This window comes from Streptomyces sp. NPDC002935 (assembly GCF_040611295.1).
Lineage (GTDB): Bacteria > Actinomycetota > Actinomycetes > Streptomycetales > Streptomycetaceae > Streptomyces.
Genome location: NZ_JBEXNW010000022.1, coordinates 59596 through 74173, shown reverse-complemented (window position 1 = coordinate 74173; position 14578 = coordinate 59596). Strand labels below are relative to the sequence as shown.

16 protein-coding genes and 1 pseudogene are annotated in these 14578 nt (G+C 70.0%); 11 read left to right on the top strand and 6 right to left on the bottom strand.

Annotation, left to right across the window (positions count from 1 at the left end):
* Positions 1 to 38: 38 nt before the first annotated feature.
* The 6 genes from ABZX90_RS27370 to ABZX90_RS27345 all read left to right on the top strand — a co-directional run bounded on the left by ABZX90_RS27370 (position 39) and on the right by ABZX90_RS27345 (position 3586).
* The gene (locus ABZX90_RS27370) at positions 39 to 968 is read left to right on the top strand and encodes a type II secretion system F family protein (RefSeq protein ID WP_355209140.1); all 930 of its coding nucleotides are present in this window, start codon (positions 39 to 41) and stop codon (positions 966 to 968) included.
* Complete coding sequence (locus tag ABZX90_RS27365; RefSeq protein ID WP_351124483.1) at positions 965 to 1888, top strand: type II secretion system F family protein; 924 nt, start codon at positions 965 to 967, stop codon at positions 1886 to 1888. The genes ABZX90_RS27370 and ABZX90_RS27365 overlap by 4 nt, the downstream gene beginning before the upstream one ends.
* A gap of 63 nt (positions 1889 to 1951) precedes the next feature.
* On the top strand, positions 1952 to 2203 hold the full coding sequence (locus ABZX90_RS27360) for a hypothetical protein (RefSeq protein ID WP_351124486.1): 252 nt from the start codon (positions 1952 to 1954) through the stop codon (positions 2201 to 2203).
* A gap of 92 nt (positions 2204 to 2295) precedes the next feature.
* The gene (locus ABZX90_RS27355; protein WP_351124489.1) at positions 2296 to 2673 is read left to right on the top strand and encodes a TadE family protein; all 378 of its coding nucleotides are present in this window, start codon (positions 2296 to 2298) and stop codon (positions 2671 to 2673) included.
* Entirely contained in the window at positions 2673 to 3122 is a 450-nt protein-coding gene (locus tag ABZX90_RS27350; protein ID WP_355209002.1) for a TadE/TadG family type IV pilus assembly protein, read from the top strand. Before ABZX90_RS27355 ends, ABZX90_RS27350 begins: the two co-directional genes overlap by 1 nt.
* Complete coding sequence (locus tag ABZX90_RS27345; protein WP_351124493.1) at positions 3119 to 3586, top strand: pilus assembly protein TadG-related protein; 468 nt, start codon at positions 3119 to 3121, stop codon at positions 3584 to 3586. The genes ABZX90_RS27350 and ABZX90_RS27345 overlap by 4 nt, the downstream gene beginning before the upstream one ends.
* 69 nt (positions 3587 to 3655) lie before the next feature.
* On the opposite strand, the gene ABZX90_RS27340 is transcribed toward ABZX90_RS27345, so the two are convergent.
* The 6 genes from ABZX90_RS27340 to ABZX90_RS27315 all read right to left on the bottom strand — a co-directional run bounded on the left by ABZX90_RS27340 (position 3656) and on the right by ABZX90_RS27315 (position 7913).
* A complete protein-coding gene (locus tag ABZX90_RS27340) occupies positions 3656 to 4000 on the bottom strand; it encodes a hypothetical protein (protein ID WP_351124496.1) in 345 nt (114 codons plus the stop codon).
* A gap of 34 nt (positions 4001 to 4034) precedes the next feature.
* The gene (locus ABZX90_RS27335; RefSeq protein WP_355208998.1) at positions 4035 to 4679 is read right to left on the bottom strand and encodes a hypothetical protein; all 645 of its coding nucleotides are present in this window, start codon (positions 4677 to 4679) and stop codon (positions 4035 to 4037) included.
* A 58-nt stretch (positions 4680 to 4737) separates the two neighbouring features.
* On the bottom strand, positions 4738 to 5067 hold the full coding sequence (locus ABZX90_RS27330) for a hypothetical protein (RefSeq protein ID WP_355208996.1): 330 nt from the start codon (positions 5065 to 5067) through the stop codon (positions 4738 to 4740).
* 94 nt (positions 5068 to 5161) lie between these two features.
* Entirely contained in the window at positions 5162 to 6745 is a 1584-nt protein-coding gene (locus tag ABZX90_RS27325; protein WP_355208995.1) for a WXG100 family type VII secretion target, read from the bottom strand.
* 105 nt (positions 6746 to 6850) lie between these two features.
* Positions 6851 to 7054 (bottom strand): DUF397 domain-containing protein, encoded by a 204-nt coding sequence (locus tag ABZX90_RS27320; protein ID WP_355208992.1) that lies wholly within the window; start codon positions 7052 to 7054, stop codon positions 6851 to 6853.
* Positions 7055 to 7061: 7 nt separating this feature from the next.
* On the bottom strand, positions 7062 to 7913 hold the full coding sequence (locus ABZX90_RS27315) for a helix-turn-helix transcriptional regulator (RefSeq protein ID WP_355208989.1): 852 nt from the start codon (positions 7911 to 7913) through the stop codon (positions 7062 to 7064).
* Between the two features lie 230 nt (positions 7914 to 8143).
* On the opposite strand from ABZX90_RS27315, the gene ABZX90_RS27310 reads away from it, so the two are divergent.
* The 5 genes and pseudogenes from ABZX90_RS27310 to mqnC all read left to right on the top strand — a co-directional run bounded on the left by ABZX90_RS27310 (position 8144) and on the right by mqnC (position 14578).
* Positions 8144 to 8545: an ATP-binding protein gene (locus ABZX90_RS27310; protein WP_355208987.1), complete on the top strand. Its 402-nt coding sequence runs from the start codon at positions 8144 to 8146 to the stop codon at positions 8543 to 8545.
* A 45-nt stretch (positions 8546 to 8590) separates the two neighbouring features.
* Positions 8591 to 8881: pseudogene (locus ABZX90_RS27305) on the top strand (hypothetical protein); the annotation flags it as partial.
* Positions 8882 to 9175: 294 nt separating this feature from the next.
* Entirely contained in the window at positions 9176 to 12271 is a 3096-nt protein-coding gene (locus tag ABZX90_RS27300; RefSeq protein WP_355208984.1) for a BTAD domain-containing putative transcriptional regulator, read from the top strand.
* 249 nt (positions 12272 to 12520) lie between these two features.
* Entirely contained in the window at positions 12521 to 13258 is a 738-nt protein-coding gene (locus tag ABZX90_RS27295) for an A24 family peptidase (protein ID WP_355208981.1), read from the top strand.
* A gap of 105 nt (positions 13259 to 13363) precedes the next feature.
* Positions 13364 to 14578, top strand: coding sequence for a cyclic dehypoxanthinyl futalosine synthase (gene mqnC / locus ABZX90_RS27290; protein ID WP_351124517.1), 1215 nt, complete (start codon positions 13364 to 13366; stop codon positions 14576 to 14578).

The following is a 14578-nucleotide window of genomic DNA, read 5'->3' as shown; positions in this document are numbered from 1 at the left end:
GCACGACGTCGCTCGCGGCACTCGACTCGCTCGGCTCCATGGGCGGGCTGTTCTCCACGACCGTGCTGTACGCGCTCGCGTGCGGCATCGCCGTCGGCGGCGGCCTCGCCCTGTTCACCGTCGCCGTGCGCGGACTGCCCGCCAAGCCCGAGCACGAGAGGCACAAGGCGAGCGAACGGACCGGCGAGCTGATCCGGTTCGCCGGACAGCGCGGCTCGATCGCCGCCCTGGCCGGTCTCGTCGTCCTGCTCCTCACCCGCTGGGCCGTCGCCGGTATCGCGGCGGGCATCCTCGTCTTCTTCTGGGACAAGCTCTTCGGCGGCGCCTCGGAGGAGAGGGCCGCGATGCGCCGTGTGGAGGCGCTGGCGTCCTGGACCGAGTCACTGCGCGACACCATCGCGGGCGCGGTCGGACTGGAGCAGGCCATCCCCGCCTCGGCCCGCGCCTCCGCCCCCGTACTGCGGCCGCATCTCGACGCGCTGGTGGACCGGCTGCGGTCCCGCACACCGCTGCCCGAGGCCCTGCAGCACCTGGCCGACGAGATCGACGACGCGTCCGCCGACATCATCGTGGCCGCGCTCATCCTCAACGCGCGCCTGCGCGGCCCCGGTCTGCGTCAAGTGCTGGGCGCGCTGGCCAAGTCGGCGCGCGAGGAGGTCGACATGCGGCAGCGGGTGATGGCCCAGCGTGCCTCGACCCGCCGCTCCGTGCAGATCGTCGTCGCGGTCTCCATCGCCTTCGTCCTAGGGCTGTCGATCTTCAACCGCGAGTTCGTCGAGCCGTACGGCACGGCGGTCGGCCAGCTCGTACTCGCCTGTGTCTGCGGCCTGTTCGCCCTCGGCTTCTGGTGGCTGCGCAAGCTGTCCACGATCGAGACGCCGGAGCGCTTCCTGGTACGGGACGAGTCGTCCGTGCAGTTCGTGCGCCCCCGTACGCCGGTTCCTGGTGATGAGGCGGTACGCCGATGAACCTGACCATGCCGATCCTGATCGGCGCCGTGCTGGGCCTGGGCGTCTACGCTCTCGTCCGCGCGCTCATGCCGTCGAAGCGCAGCGCGGTCGCGCAGGTCGCCCGCATCGACGCGATGCGGGCCCGCGGGGCGGCGTACGAGTCCGCCCACCATGGACAGCAGGACACCGGACGTCTCGGCAGCCTGCGCGCCCAAGTGGGCTCGCGTGTCGCCGACTTCTATCTCCAGCAGGGCTGGGAACAGCGGTCGCTCCGCGCCGACCTGGCGGTTCTGGACCGGAGCTGGGAGAGATTCCTCGCGACGAAGGTGCTGCTGGCCGCGGCCGGTGTCTTCTTCGGCCCGTTCCTCTTCGCCGTCGTCTGGACGCTCGGCGTCGGCCGCAGTCCGGTCATCCCGGTGTGGATGGCGCTGCTCTTCGCGATCGTCTTCTTCTTCCTCCCCGATATGGAGGTACGGCGGGACGCGGTGGCCAAGCGGCGCGACCTGCGGCGGGTGATCGGCGCGTATCTGGACCTGGTGTCGATGAGCCTGGCCGGCGGCCGTGGTCTGCCCGAGGCGCTGATGGCCGCCGCCGAGATCTCCGACGGCTGGGCCACCCAGCGCATCCGCAACGCGCTCGCCGACGCCCGCATCACCGGCACCAGCCAGTGGCAGGCACTCGGCTCGCTCGGCGAGGAACTCGGCGTCGAGGAGCTCAAGGACCTGTCCGCCTCGCTGGCGCTGGTCGCGGACGACGGCGCCAAGGTGCGCGAGTCGCTCGCCTCGCGCGCCGAGACGATGCGCCACCGCGAACTCTCCGAGATCGAGGGCAGCGCGGGTGAGAAGTCGCAGTCGATGCTGGTCGCCCAACTGCTGCTGTGCGCGGGCTTCCTGGTCTTCCTGATCTTCCCGGCGGCGATGCGCGTGTTCCAGGTCTGATCGTCCGCGGTACCCGAAGTGTCGTATGCCGACCACCACTATCCTCCGAGAGGACAACTCACCATGAACGGACGAAGCTTCAGCACCGGGATCCCGGGGGTGGACTTCCTGATCACCTTCCTCCAGGGCCGGGTGCAGCGTGCCCGCTCCGGCGAACTCGACCGGGGTGCGTCCGCGGTCGAGTGGGTCATCATCTCCGCGGTCGTCGTCGCCATCGTCGGCGTGGTCGCCGCGATCATCAACGCCGCGCTGAGCGAGGGCGCCACCAAGGTCGGCGACTGCATCAAGGGTGCCGACGCGGGCAAGACCTGCTAGTTCGTACGGGGATACGGGTGCGCGAACATCGAGGGGTACGTCGTTGGGTGCGCCGCAGGGTGGAGGCAGCCTCCGCCCGCGGTGACTCCGGCATGACCGCGATCGAGTTCGTGCTGCTCACTCCGGTGCTCTTCTTCATGATCTTCGCGACGGTGCAGTTCGCGCTGTACTTCTTCGCGGACCACGTGGCCCAGGCGGCGGCCCAGGCGGGCGCCCGCAAGGCCCGCGCCACGGCCGACGCCGAGCCCGGCGCGTGGCGCGGGGAGGCCCGTGACGTCGTCGACAGCTACATCCGCCAGCTCGGCCCGAAACTGGTGCTGTCCCCGGACGTGACGATGCTCCAGCCGGAGCAGAACACCGTCGGCGTCGAGATCACGGCGAGAGTCCCCTCGGTCTTCCCGGGCCTGGACCTGACGGTGCACGCGCAGTCGTCGGGGCCGGTGGAGCGGTTCGTGGAGGAGGAGAACTGATGGGAGCCGAGGCCTTGTTCGCCGCCCTCCGGCACCGCGTGTCCGTCCGTCGACGCGACCGCGACCGGGGGCTGTCCACGATCGAGGTGGTCATCCTCGCCCCGGTGATGATCCTCTTCATTCTGGTGCTGGTGGCCTTCGGGCAACTGGTCGACGGACGCGGCGCGTTGGATGGCGCCGCCCGGGACGCGGCGCGCGCCGGCTCGATCCAGAAGGATCACGCGACCGCGATGGCCGAGGCGAGGAAGGCGGCCGAGGCCGACCTCGCGGACGTCTGCTCGGGCGCGGTGACCGTGACGCAGACCAGCCCGGGCTTCGAACCGGACACGCTGTTCACCGTCGAGGTGAGCTGCGAGGTGCGGGGCCTCGCGGTGATCGGCCTAGACGTCCCCACCACGCTGCAGGCCAGCTTCAGCTCGCCGCTCGACCCGTTCCGGAGGACGGCATGACGCTGAGCTCCGCCGCACGCGGCAGGGTCGCGGCGTGCCGCGCACGTTTCGACGACCGGGGCTCGGGTGCCGGCGCGGTCATCATCTTCGCGCTCGTCTTCCTGTCGCTCTCGGCCTTCGTCATCGACGGCGGCATGTCCATCTCCAAGCGGGAACGCGCCGCCGACATCGCCGAGCAGGCGGCGCGTTTCGCGGCGCAGGACATCGACCTCGACTCGCTCTACGAGAACGAGAACGGCCCGGCGCCCATCAACTTCGAGAACTGCGGAGCCCGCGTGAAGGCCTTCGCCCGCGAGATGGGCATGTCCGGCGCCGACATCGCCGCCACCCACTGCGTGACCGCCGACGCCGACCAGGTCGAGGTCGAGGTCCAGCTGACCTACTCACCGGTCTTCACCGGCATGTTCTACGGCGGCGACGTGACCGTCCACGGCAGCGCGGTGGCGGAGAACGAGGTGGGCTGAGGGGGGTGCCTGGGCCGGCCTGATGACCCGGGCCCTGGTGCTCCGGTGTGACGCCCCGGCGGCGGCGGGCTACTTTCCCCCGCCCTTCTGTCCTCCCTTGCCGTCCTCCTGCTTCACGCCGTCCTTCACGTCCTTGGCCAGCTGGTCGTCGAGTTTCTTGAACTCGCGGACGACGGCGTCGGACATCTCCGCGAGGGCGTCGAGGGCCTGGCCGATGTCCTCGCGGCCGTCCTCCCAGCCGGACTCGAAGTCGTCCAGGGCGTCGTAGACGGTGTGGTCGCCGAGGTCGTCCTTGTACGACTCGAACAGCTTCTTGGTGTGGTTCAGCCGGGTCTTGATGTCCCGCAGCCGCCCGCCGTAGTCCTCCAGCTCGCTCAGCGGGAGCGCGAGGTCGCTCTTGCCGCCACCACCCATGTCGATTCCCCCTCCGGGAGCTCTGAAGTCTCGGTCACACGAAACGGAAAGTGCTGGTCACCGCGTCGAAGATGTCGTGGAACGCCTCGGCCAGGTCCAGCACCGGGCTGGCTCCGGAGACGAGAACGACCTGGTCGGTGGTTCCCGGGACCGGGATGTACGTCTGGGTCAGCGCCATACGAAGGGTACGGGTGTCTCCCTGCGCGACGGGGACGTCCTCGACACCGAACGTCCGGGCGGTGACCCCGACTTCGGGGATCTCCACGGTGGTGACCGTGCGCCATGCGTCACCTTCACGGCGGGGCGTGATGGTGCTCAGGCTCTCCGCGATGGCCCGCGGGTCGGTGGACAGGGCCACACCCTGCTTGCTCTTGGCACCCACCACGGAGACCGTGACGGTCGCCGACAGCGGCACGCCCTCGAAGTTCTCCGCCATGCAGCCCAGGTACACGGCCCCGGAGTCGTACGCGTCCTTGGCCATCCTGCGCAGCATGGTGGCCAGGTCCGCACGGTGGCCGGCGAGTTCGGGAACCTCACGGATCCGCTCGTCGACGAGCGCGCGGACGGTCGCGTCCCGGCCCTCCGGACGGATGTCGAACTCCCACCAGGAGTCCGGAACGGCCAGTGAGAAACCCGTCGAAAGGCCGGGATTCTCCGGAGCGTTGGAGCGCGCGGTCAAGTTCCGATTCCTTTGGCGGTAGGTGACTTCATTCGTATTGTGTCTGGCCGGACACTGGTCAATCCATGTCGATTCCGAGATCCTGCGTCAGGATTTCCACCAATCGCTTTTCAGGTACTTCGATAGCCTGGTGGTGGGCATTCCTGACGTGCGCGACGAAATCCGAGTGCAGGGAGACGTGATACTTGGTGAGGTAGTAGGGGAGGTCCTGACGCCACAGCCAGGTGCCGTCGGTGTAGAGCGATCCGATGCCGGACAGTTCGGGAGCTTCCGGGTCCAGGACGTCGGGACCCGCGCTCATCTCGCTCCAGATCCCGGAGCCATTTCTGAGATAGGCAATGATCTCCGCCTCGTCCGGTTCTCCCGTCGGATTCACGGAGTCCCGCATGAGCCCGTCCATCGGGAGGCCCCACCCGGGGTGGAGTTCGGAGAAGAACCCTACGGATCGAATCATCTGAGCTCCTCGGTTGCGTCCTGACCCGTCACTGGGCCATCGGCAGGAATGTCAGCCAACTTCCGCCGTCCTTGATCTTCGGTGTGAAGGGGCCCGCGCCGAAACTCGGGACGCCTACCGCGTTCGTCGGGGCCTTGACCGGAACGCCCAAGGAATTGGCCAGGCCCTGGATCACGTGAGGCTGCGCGGCCCCTGAATGGCAGGTGAGCATCCTGATGGAGCCACCGTCGTATCCAGGTATTTGCCGGATCGTATCAAGGACATGATTCGGGTGGATGGCGTGACCGCCGGCCGCCTGGCCGACGCGATTTGCCTCACCGGCCACCATTCGTCCGTCCGTGGTGCCGTGAATGATGACGTCCTGGTATCCCGGGAGTCTTTCTGCCACGTCGAAGTTCCGAAGAGTGGCGGGGTCGTAGCCAATCGCGGTGGCCCCGTCCTTGTGGTAGATGGGGATGTCGGACGGGAGCGCGCCGTCGGGTGTTCGGGTGGGAGGGCCCACGTGCGGTGAATCCGTCTTCCACCAACGGTTCTTGCCCATCATGCTGAAGGACGAGAAGCGCAGGTTCTTCATGCCGCGCACGCTGTCCGCGAGGCCCTTGAGCCCGCCGCCGATGCCGCCCATCAGACCGCCGCCCAAGGCGCGCAGCCCGCCCGCCTTCCAGAGTTTGCCCATCTTGGCGAGGCTGGTGAAGCCCTTGGTGGCGGGGATGCAGTCGAGGACCGCGAAGATCAGATCGCCCCAGCCGGCTGTGCCGTTGAGCATCTTTCTTATCGTGTCCGCGAGGACGATGAGAGCCGCCGCGAAGACCAGCCAGCCCAGCGGGCCGCCCACGATCATCACGATGATGCCGACGATCGTCACGACCCATTTGCACACCGTGACGATCTCGTCCCAGTGGTCGGAGACCCAGTCGACGGGCTCCTCCCACCAGTGGCGGTTGTGGATACCGGCGTCGGACGCCTCGTGCAGTTTCTTCACCGTGCGGCGGGCGGCGTCCTCGCGCAGTCCCTTCGCATGGGCGGCGAGCTTCTTCGCCGCGTCCAGCAGCCCCTGCGCGGCGTCCACGTCCTTCTGGGCGGCGGTCTGCTGCTCCTTGGCGTGCTGGGCGTTGCGGGTGGCGCGGCGGACATCGGCCTCGTCCGGCTGGGGGATGTCCTTGCCATGATTCTTGTCCGGGTCGTACGAGTCGGCCTTCGCGGTGGCCGTTCGTACCCAGTCGTCGGCACCGGTCAGCGCCTGCTGCGCGCTGGAGAGTTCCCCGCGTGCCTTGCGGCCGTCGCGCAGGGCCTTGTCCGCCTTCTCCTGGGCGTCCTCCAGATCCGGCCAGTACGAGGCCAGCGCGTCGCCCGCGAGGTTGTAGGACTTCTTGAGCTTCTTCAGCTGACCGGGGACGTCCTCGAACTCCGCCGTGAACGCGTCCGCCGTCTTGCCCGCCCACTTCAGGACGGCGTCCTCGTTCGCCATGCCCTTGACGTCCCGCAGGATGTGCGAGACGTCGTCGGCGAAGTCGTGGAGGGAGCCCGCGAGTTTGCGTACGCGCTGCGGGTCGCCCGGCGTCGGGTCGTGATCCAGGTCGAGTATGTGCCAGTCGGCCGGCCTGTTCGCCACGTGTTCCCCCGTAACACCTGCAACCTCTGCATCAGAACGTACGTGTGAACGTATCGCGTTGATCGTTGCGGGTGGAACGCCGACCAGGGCTTCGTCGAAGGGTTGTTACGCCCGGGGCGCGGTGACCGCTCCGGTGCGTATGGCCTGGAGGAGGTGGCCGACGGAGGAGGGGGCGGTGGTGAGGACCGTGCCGGGGTCGTCGGATTCACGGAGGTGGAGGGTGGCGGGGGTGGCGGCGAGTTCGACGCAGGAGTCGCCGTCGCCGGGACCCGAATAGGACGACTTCTGCCAGTCGCCGGGGGTGCTCATGGGCGATTCACAGCTCCTTCGTCAACCTGTGGATGAATTCGCGAGACCGAGCGGTCCCCAGCGACACATCCTCCACTTTACGGAAGAGCGTTCGATAGGCGTCGAGTTGGTCCGCGGAGTCGATGAAGGCGGCGCCCTGGGGGGCGTCGCGTACGACGGTGTCCAACTTCGGCACGAGGCCCCCCGCGTACGCCATGGCGCTCGTGGCGCCGCCGAACCCTTCGAGGTCGAAGGGGATGACGCGCACGGCGATGTGGTCGGCTTCGGAGAGTTCGAGCAAGTGGGTGAGCTGGGCCCGTGAGGTTGCGCGGTCGCCGACCATGATGCGCAGTGCCGCCTCGTGGACGACTCCGTCGTACCGCGTAGGAGTGGGGCCTTCGAGCATCAGCTTGCGTTGCACGCGATGCCGGACGCGCAACTCGATCTCCCCGTCGGGGAGTTCCGGTACTCGGTACGAGAAGACCGCGCGAGCGTAATCCTCGGTCTGGAGGAGGCCTGGAACATACAGAAACTGGGCCTCCCGGAGAAACGTGGCGTGGTGCTCCAGTTCGGCGAGGTCGAGAAAGGGTGTGGGCAGCAAGCCGCGGTACTGCTCCCACCATCCGTGCGTCCGGTCGGTCGCCATGGCGACCAAGGCCTCCACGAACGCCTCGTCCGTGCAGACGTACTGGGCCGCAAGGCGGCGCAGCCGCTTCTCGCTGACGCCCGCGAGACCCGCCTCGATCTGGCTGATCTGCGCGGGGTTCACTCCGAGCAGGGTTGCCGCCTCGCGCGAAGCGAGTCCTGTCGCCTCGCGGAGTCTGCGCAGTTCGACCGCCAGGCGCGTCTGACGTGCCGTTGCATCGCGCCTCAATGCCATCGGGTCCCCTCTCAACACGCCTACGGGCGCGACTCGTTCGGGGTCAGATTACTCGACCGGCTTGTGAAACCTTAATAAGTAGGTCTACGTTCGGTGACGTAACGCACACGCTGCGGCACCCCGGGACCCCGGAAGCGCACCACTCCGTCCTGCCACGGCGGCTGTGACACTGCCACCGCCCGCGCCCGCGGCGAACTCTCGACTCCCCACACCTGAACCGGAGTTCACGCATGCCCGAAATCGAACCCTGGACTTACGCGCTGCACATCCCGCAGGACGTCCGCGCGGTCACGGTCTGCCGCCGCACCGTCCGTCTGATCCTGACCCTGCACGGCCTGATCCGCCTCGCGGACGTCGCCGAGTTGCTGGCGGCGGAGCTGGTCTCCAATGCCGTACGGCATACGAAGGGGCCGGCGGCCTTGCGGCTGCACTGGCGGGACGGGGTGCTGCGGATCGGCGCGTGGGACGCGAGCCCGGTGCCGCCGCCGTACGACCTGGTGGCGGCCCCCGACGCGGAGGCGGGCCGGGGTCTGGTCCTCGTCCGGGCCTGCGCCGACGGCTGGGGCTGGCATCCACTGCGGCAGGGCGGCGACACCGGCAAGTACGTGTGGTGTGACCTGGCCGCGGCGTAGTCGTTGACTGCGTCGCACGGGCAGGGGGGTGACGGGTGGCGTCAACTCGTCGATCCCCAGGCGAAGCAGATCTGGAGGGACCTGATGGCCGCGATCCACTACTTCTTCCGGCACCCGGTGGCTGAGCAGGTGCGGGAGGAGGGTCGGGAGGAAGGTCGGGCCGAGTCCCACGCCGAGATGACGTTGCGCATTCTCGAGTGGCGCGGCATCCCGGTCTCGGACGCGGTCCGTGAGCGCGTCCATGCGAGCACAGACCTCGAGCAGCTCGAAACCTGGGCGAGGCGTGCGGTGAACGCGGGGACCGCGGAGGATCTGTTCGTCGGCGATGTGACCTGAACCGTGCGCGGAAGGAAGCCTTCAGGGGCACGTTGAGGGCTCAGGGTCCGAACAGGGTGTTTGTGCGGAGAGCGTGACGACCGTGTCGGGGTGGTTGCGAGGGTGTGAAGGTCGAGCGAGGTCGGGGAACGGCGGGGCTGACGGCAACTCGGGCCTACAGGGTGGTTGGTGACGAAACGGGCGGACGCTTGCCGGTGCCCCCTGCCCGACCTTCGACACCCTCCTTAAACTCTCAGTAGGCTCGGTTCACCCCCCGACCTCACGTACTCCCCACACGACCCCAGGACACCCGCCATGGCGCGACGCACCACTTCCAGTTCGACGGGCGGCTCGCCGGGTCCGAGGAATCGGACGCCGCAGCCCCTGCCCCGGCGTCGTCGGACGTTCGGGGACTTCGTGAAGGCGTTCGGGGCCCTCGTGGCCCTGCTGGTGCTGCTCGTCGGCGTGCCCGGCGCGCTGGTCGTCAGCGTGGGATGGCCGCTGCCGCGTGAAGCGCCCACGTTGGACTGGCTGCAGCAGGAGATCACCGTCGGCACGTTCATCTACGTGCTGACGGTCATCGTGTGGCTCGCCTGGGCGCAGTTCACCGCGTGTGTGCTCGTCGAGATGAAGGCCGCGCTGTCGGGCGTCGGGCTGCCGAACCGGGTACCGGGCGCCGGGCCGAGCCAGTTGCTGGCCCGGCAGCTCGTCGCGGCGCTCCTGCTCGTCGGCGCTGCCGCCGCGAGCTTCACGCCGGGCCTCTCGCAGCTCGGCCAGAGTATGGACGGCAACCGGCACGGCTCCGTCGCCGCCGCGCAACAGACCCCGGGCGGGCTGTTCGGGCAGCAACAGGAGCAGGCCGCGGCCGACGCCGCCGCCGCGGTCGCCGAGCAGGCCGCCAACGCGGAATCCGACGCGTCCCGAGCGGACGGCGGCGCTTCCGCCCAGCACGGCGACACGAAGTACTACCGGATCCAGCCCCCCGAGGGCCGGCACCACGACTCCCTCTGGGAGGTCGCGCAGCGGCACCTCGGTGACGGGCGCCGGTACAAGGAGATCTACCAGCTCAACAAGGACCGTACGCAGCCCGACGGGTCCAAGCTGTCCGAGGCCAGCCTCATCCGGCCCGGCTGGATCCTGGAGATGCCCGGCGACGCCCATGGCGGCGAGCTCGTCGAGATGCCCGACGCGGCGCCCGACGTCTCGGAGAAGGTCCAGCAGCAGATCCACGACTACGCCAGGACCGGCGATCACCAGCAGGGCGATCAGCAGCAGGGCGCCGGCCGGCAGGGTGCCGCCGACAGCCGGCAGAGCGACCAGGGCGACCGGGACACCACGCACATCCACGTGCCCCGGCAGCGGCTCGGCGACGACCCAGGCGCCGACGACGGCCAGCAGCGGGAACACGGCTCCTCCGAAGCCGCTTCGAACGAGCGGAACGGGCAGAACGAACAGGGCGCATCCGACGAGCAGAAGGGGCGGAGCGGGCAGGCCTCGCAGGTGTCCGAGGAGAGTGGATTCTCCTTCGGGCTGCCCGAGGCACTCGTCGGCGCGCCGCTCCTCGCCGCCGGCCTCCTCGGAGCCCTCGGCCGACGCCGCCGCCAGGCCCTGTGGCAGTCGGCGCTCGGCGCGGTCGGCGGGCGGCGCGGCATGGAGCCGCCGGTTCCGACCGGGTCCGCCGCGGACGCCCACGACGCCCTGCTCGTCGGCGCCGACCCCGAGGGCGTACGCCTCCTCGACCTCTCGCTGCGCGGACTCGCGGCCGCTCTCGCCGCCGAGTCCCGCCCGCTGCCGACCGTCTACGCGGCCTGGCTCGGCGGCAACGGCGATCTGCACCTCCAGCTCGCCCAGCCGGCCGGGAAGCCGCCCGCGCCGTGGCAGCTCGGGCAGGACCAGACGTTCTGGATGCTGGCACGGGCGGACGCCGAGCGGTACGAAGAGGTCGACACCGCCGCCCCGTACCCGGGCCTCGTCAGCCTCGGCACCATGGACGACTCGCGGCTGCTGCTCAATCTTGAGGCCGTCCCCGGCATCGTCTCCCTGAGCGGAAGCGAGGCCGACCGTGCCGGCGTCTTCGCCTCCGTCGCCGCCGAACTGGCCACCAACGGCTGGTCGGACCGTATGACGATCACGCTCGTCGGCTTCGGCGAGGACCTGACGCCGCTCGCGCCCAACCGGCTCCGCCATCTCGACGACGTCGAGGCGCTCGTCGAGACCATGGAGGCGGAGACACGGCAGCGGCGCGGCGCGCTGGGCGCCGCCGGACACGACTCCGTGCTCACCGGTCGCACCGGGCCCGCCCAGCACACCCGTTGGGCCCCGCACCTCGTCCTCCTCGCCGCCGAACCGTCCGCCGAGGATGCCGTCACACTCGCCGAACTGGCCGCCGACGCGGGACGGTTGGGGATCGGCTACCTCGTGGGCACCGGGTCCGGCGATCTGCCCGGCGCCGCCTGGGAGATGGAGATCACCGGCGAGGGCAAGCTGCTCGCGCCGCTGCTCGGCCTCGAACTCGACGCACAGATGCTGCCGGTCGCACAGCAGCGGGCGGTCGTGGAACTGTTCGTCGAGGCGGACCCGGAGCGCGGGCCCGACGGGCCGACGAACTCCCCGCCGTTCTTCGTCGACATCAGCGAGCAGGGGCGGCCCGCCGTGTACGCGCGGCTCGTTGGCTCGTACGAGATCATCGGCCTGGAGAAGCCCGACGGTGAACGCAGCCCGCTGCTGCACGAGGCGCTGGCGCTGCTCCTGCTGCACCGCGAAGGAGTGCACCCGCGTGTGCTGTCCTCCGCGCTGTGGCCGCGCGGCGTCACCGAGGACGTGCGCGACGCCCTCGTCGAGCGGTTGCGCGGCTGGCTCGGCGCCGACACCGACGGCACACCCCGCCTCGGCACCGACGCGACCGGGCGGCTCACGCTCGCCAAGTCCGTCGTCTCCGACCTGGACGTGCTGCGTTCCCTCTACCACGAGGCCACGCAGGGCAAGGGCGTCAACAGCCGTGTGGTGCGCGGGCGGTTGCTCACCGACGCGCTCGTCCTCGTCCGCGGTCCGCTGCTCGCCGACCGTCCCGAGGGGCGCTACGGCTGGCTCACCCACGAGATCATCGACGCCCAACTGCCGCTGCTGGTCGCGGACATCGGGCTCGCCCTGTCCGCGTTCCACCTGGAGAAGGACCGCGCGGAGAAGGCCATCGAGGCGTTGAACGCCTCGATGAACTCGGCGCCGGGCGACGAACGCCTGTGGAACGAGCTGCTGCGCGCGACGCACGCGACGGGGGACACCGACCGGTTGAAGCGGCTCGCCGCCGATCTGGTCGCCCGCAGCGGAGCGCGGGGGCTGCCGCCCCGGACGGAGGCCCTGCTCGACGAACTGCTGCCGACCTGGCGAAGCGGCACGGCCTCGGTGGGATGAGGGACGGCGGCCCCGGCCCCGGCCCCGGCCCCGGCCCCGGCCCCGGCCCCGGCCCCGGCCCCGGCGACGCGATCGCCCCGCGCCGGGGCTGAACGGCTGGGGTTGGGGTCGGGGTTGGACGATCGGGGCCGGGGCCGGGGCCGGGGCTGGGGCCGAACGGCCGGGGCTGAGTGGCTGGGGCTGAACGGGTGAGGCCGAGGCCGGCGCCGTGGCCGCGCCCGTCGTAACGGATTCTTCCTGGGGGAACGCGTGGATCTCGACCTCTGGCTCACCGTCGTCGCCGCACTCTGGGGAGCGGCGGCGGGGCTGCTGGTGCCCCGGCCGGCGTACCGCTTCGCCGTCGAGCCGGACGAGCCGTGGCGTGACCGCTGTCCCGACGGGCAGCCGATCACCGGGGTCGCGCGCGGGTGGCTGGGGCTCGCCCGTTCACCGGGCGGAACCCGATACGGCCCCAGCACCGCCCTCGTCTCCCTGGTCACCGCCCTGCTCTGCGCCGGGCTCGCCCTCGCTACCGGTACGCGTCCGGAACTGGCCGCCTGGCTGCTGCTCGCGCCGCTCGGCGTCCTGCTCGCCGTGGTGGACTTCCGGGTGCAGCGGCTGCCGGACGCGCTGACCCTGCCGCTCGCGGCGGCGGCGCTCGCGTTGCTCGGCGTGGCCGCCGCGCTGCCCGAGCACGCGGGGGAGTGGCTGACGGCGCTGTTCGGGTCGCTCGCGCTCGGCGGCGGGTACTTCGTGCTCTTCCTCATCAACCCGAACGGCATGGGCTTCGGCGACGTGAAGCTGGCCCTGGGCCTCGGGGCGGTGCTCGGCTGGTACGGGTGGAGCGTGGTGTTCCTCGGAACCTTCGCCGGGTTCCTGTTCGGCGCGCTGTACGGGATCGGGCTGGTGATCGTGTGGCGCGCGGGGCGCAAGACGTCGATCCCGTTCGGCCCGTTCCTGATCGCGGGGGCGTACGTGGGGCTCCTGATCGGGGCCTACGCGGCCTGACGTGGGTCGGCGCGGAGTGCTTACGCGGCCTGACGTCGGTCGGCGCGGGTAGCTGGCGTAGGGTGGTTGGGTCTGTCCACAACCCTTACGAAAGGGACGCTCCCGGTGACCGAGAAGGCCGACCTTACGTCTTTTGATGTCACAGCCGTCCTCGACCGTGCTGCCGAGGGTGGGCGGATCACTCCGGAAGAGGCGCTCGTCCTCTACCGCGACGCCCCGCTGCACGCGCTCGGCGCCGCCGCCGACGCCGTACGCCGCCGCAGGTACGCGGGTACCGAGCACATCGCGACGTACATCATCGAGCGGAACATCAACTACACGAACGTGTGCGTCACCGCGTGCAAGTTCTGCGCGTTCTACGCGGCCCCCAAGGACACCGCCAAGGGCTGGACGCGCGACCTCGACGACATCCTGCGCCGCTGCGCGGAGACCGTCGAGCTCGGCGGCACGCAGATCATGTTCCAGGGCGGACACCACCCGGACTACGGCGTCGAGTACTACGAGAAGCACTTCGCCGCGATCAAGGGCGCGTACCCCGAGCTGGTCATCCACTCCCTCGGCGCGTCCGAGGTCGAGCACATGGCCCGGATCTCCGAGGTGACCGTCGAGGAGGCCATCCAGCGTATTCACGCGGCCGGTCTCGACTCGTTCGCCGGTGCGGGCGCCGAGCTGCTCCCCGCCCGTCCGCGCAAGGCGATCGCCCCGCTCAAGGAGAGCGGCGAGCGGTGGCTGGAGATCATGGAGATCGCGCACGGGCTGGGCGTCGAGTCGACGTCCACCATGCTGATGGGCACCGGCGAGACCAACGCCGAGCGCATCGAGCACCTGCGGATGATCCGTGACGTACAGGACCGGACGGGCGGCTTCCGCGCCTTCATCCCGTACACCTACCAGCCCGAGAACAACCACCTGAAGGGCCGTACGCACGCGACGCTCTTCGAGTACCTGCGGATGATCGCGATCGCCCGCCTCTTCCTCGACAACGTCGCCCACATCCAGGGCTCGTGGCTCACCACCGGCAAGGAGGTCGGCCAGCTCTCCCTGCACTACGGCGCGGACGACCTCGGCTCGATCATGCTGGAGGAGAACGTCGTCTCCTCCGCCGGCGCCAAGCACCGCTCCAACCGCATGGAGATCATCGACCTGATCCGCAAGGCCGGACGCGTGCCGGCCCAGCGGACGACGACGTACGAGCACATCGTCGTCCACGACGACCCGGCGGACGACCCGGTCGACGAGCGCGTCATGTCCCACATCTCCTCGACGGCGATCGAGGGCGGCACGGCGCACCCAGAGCTGAAGCTGCTCGCCTCCAACTAG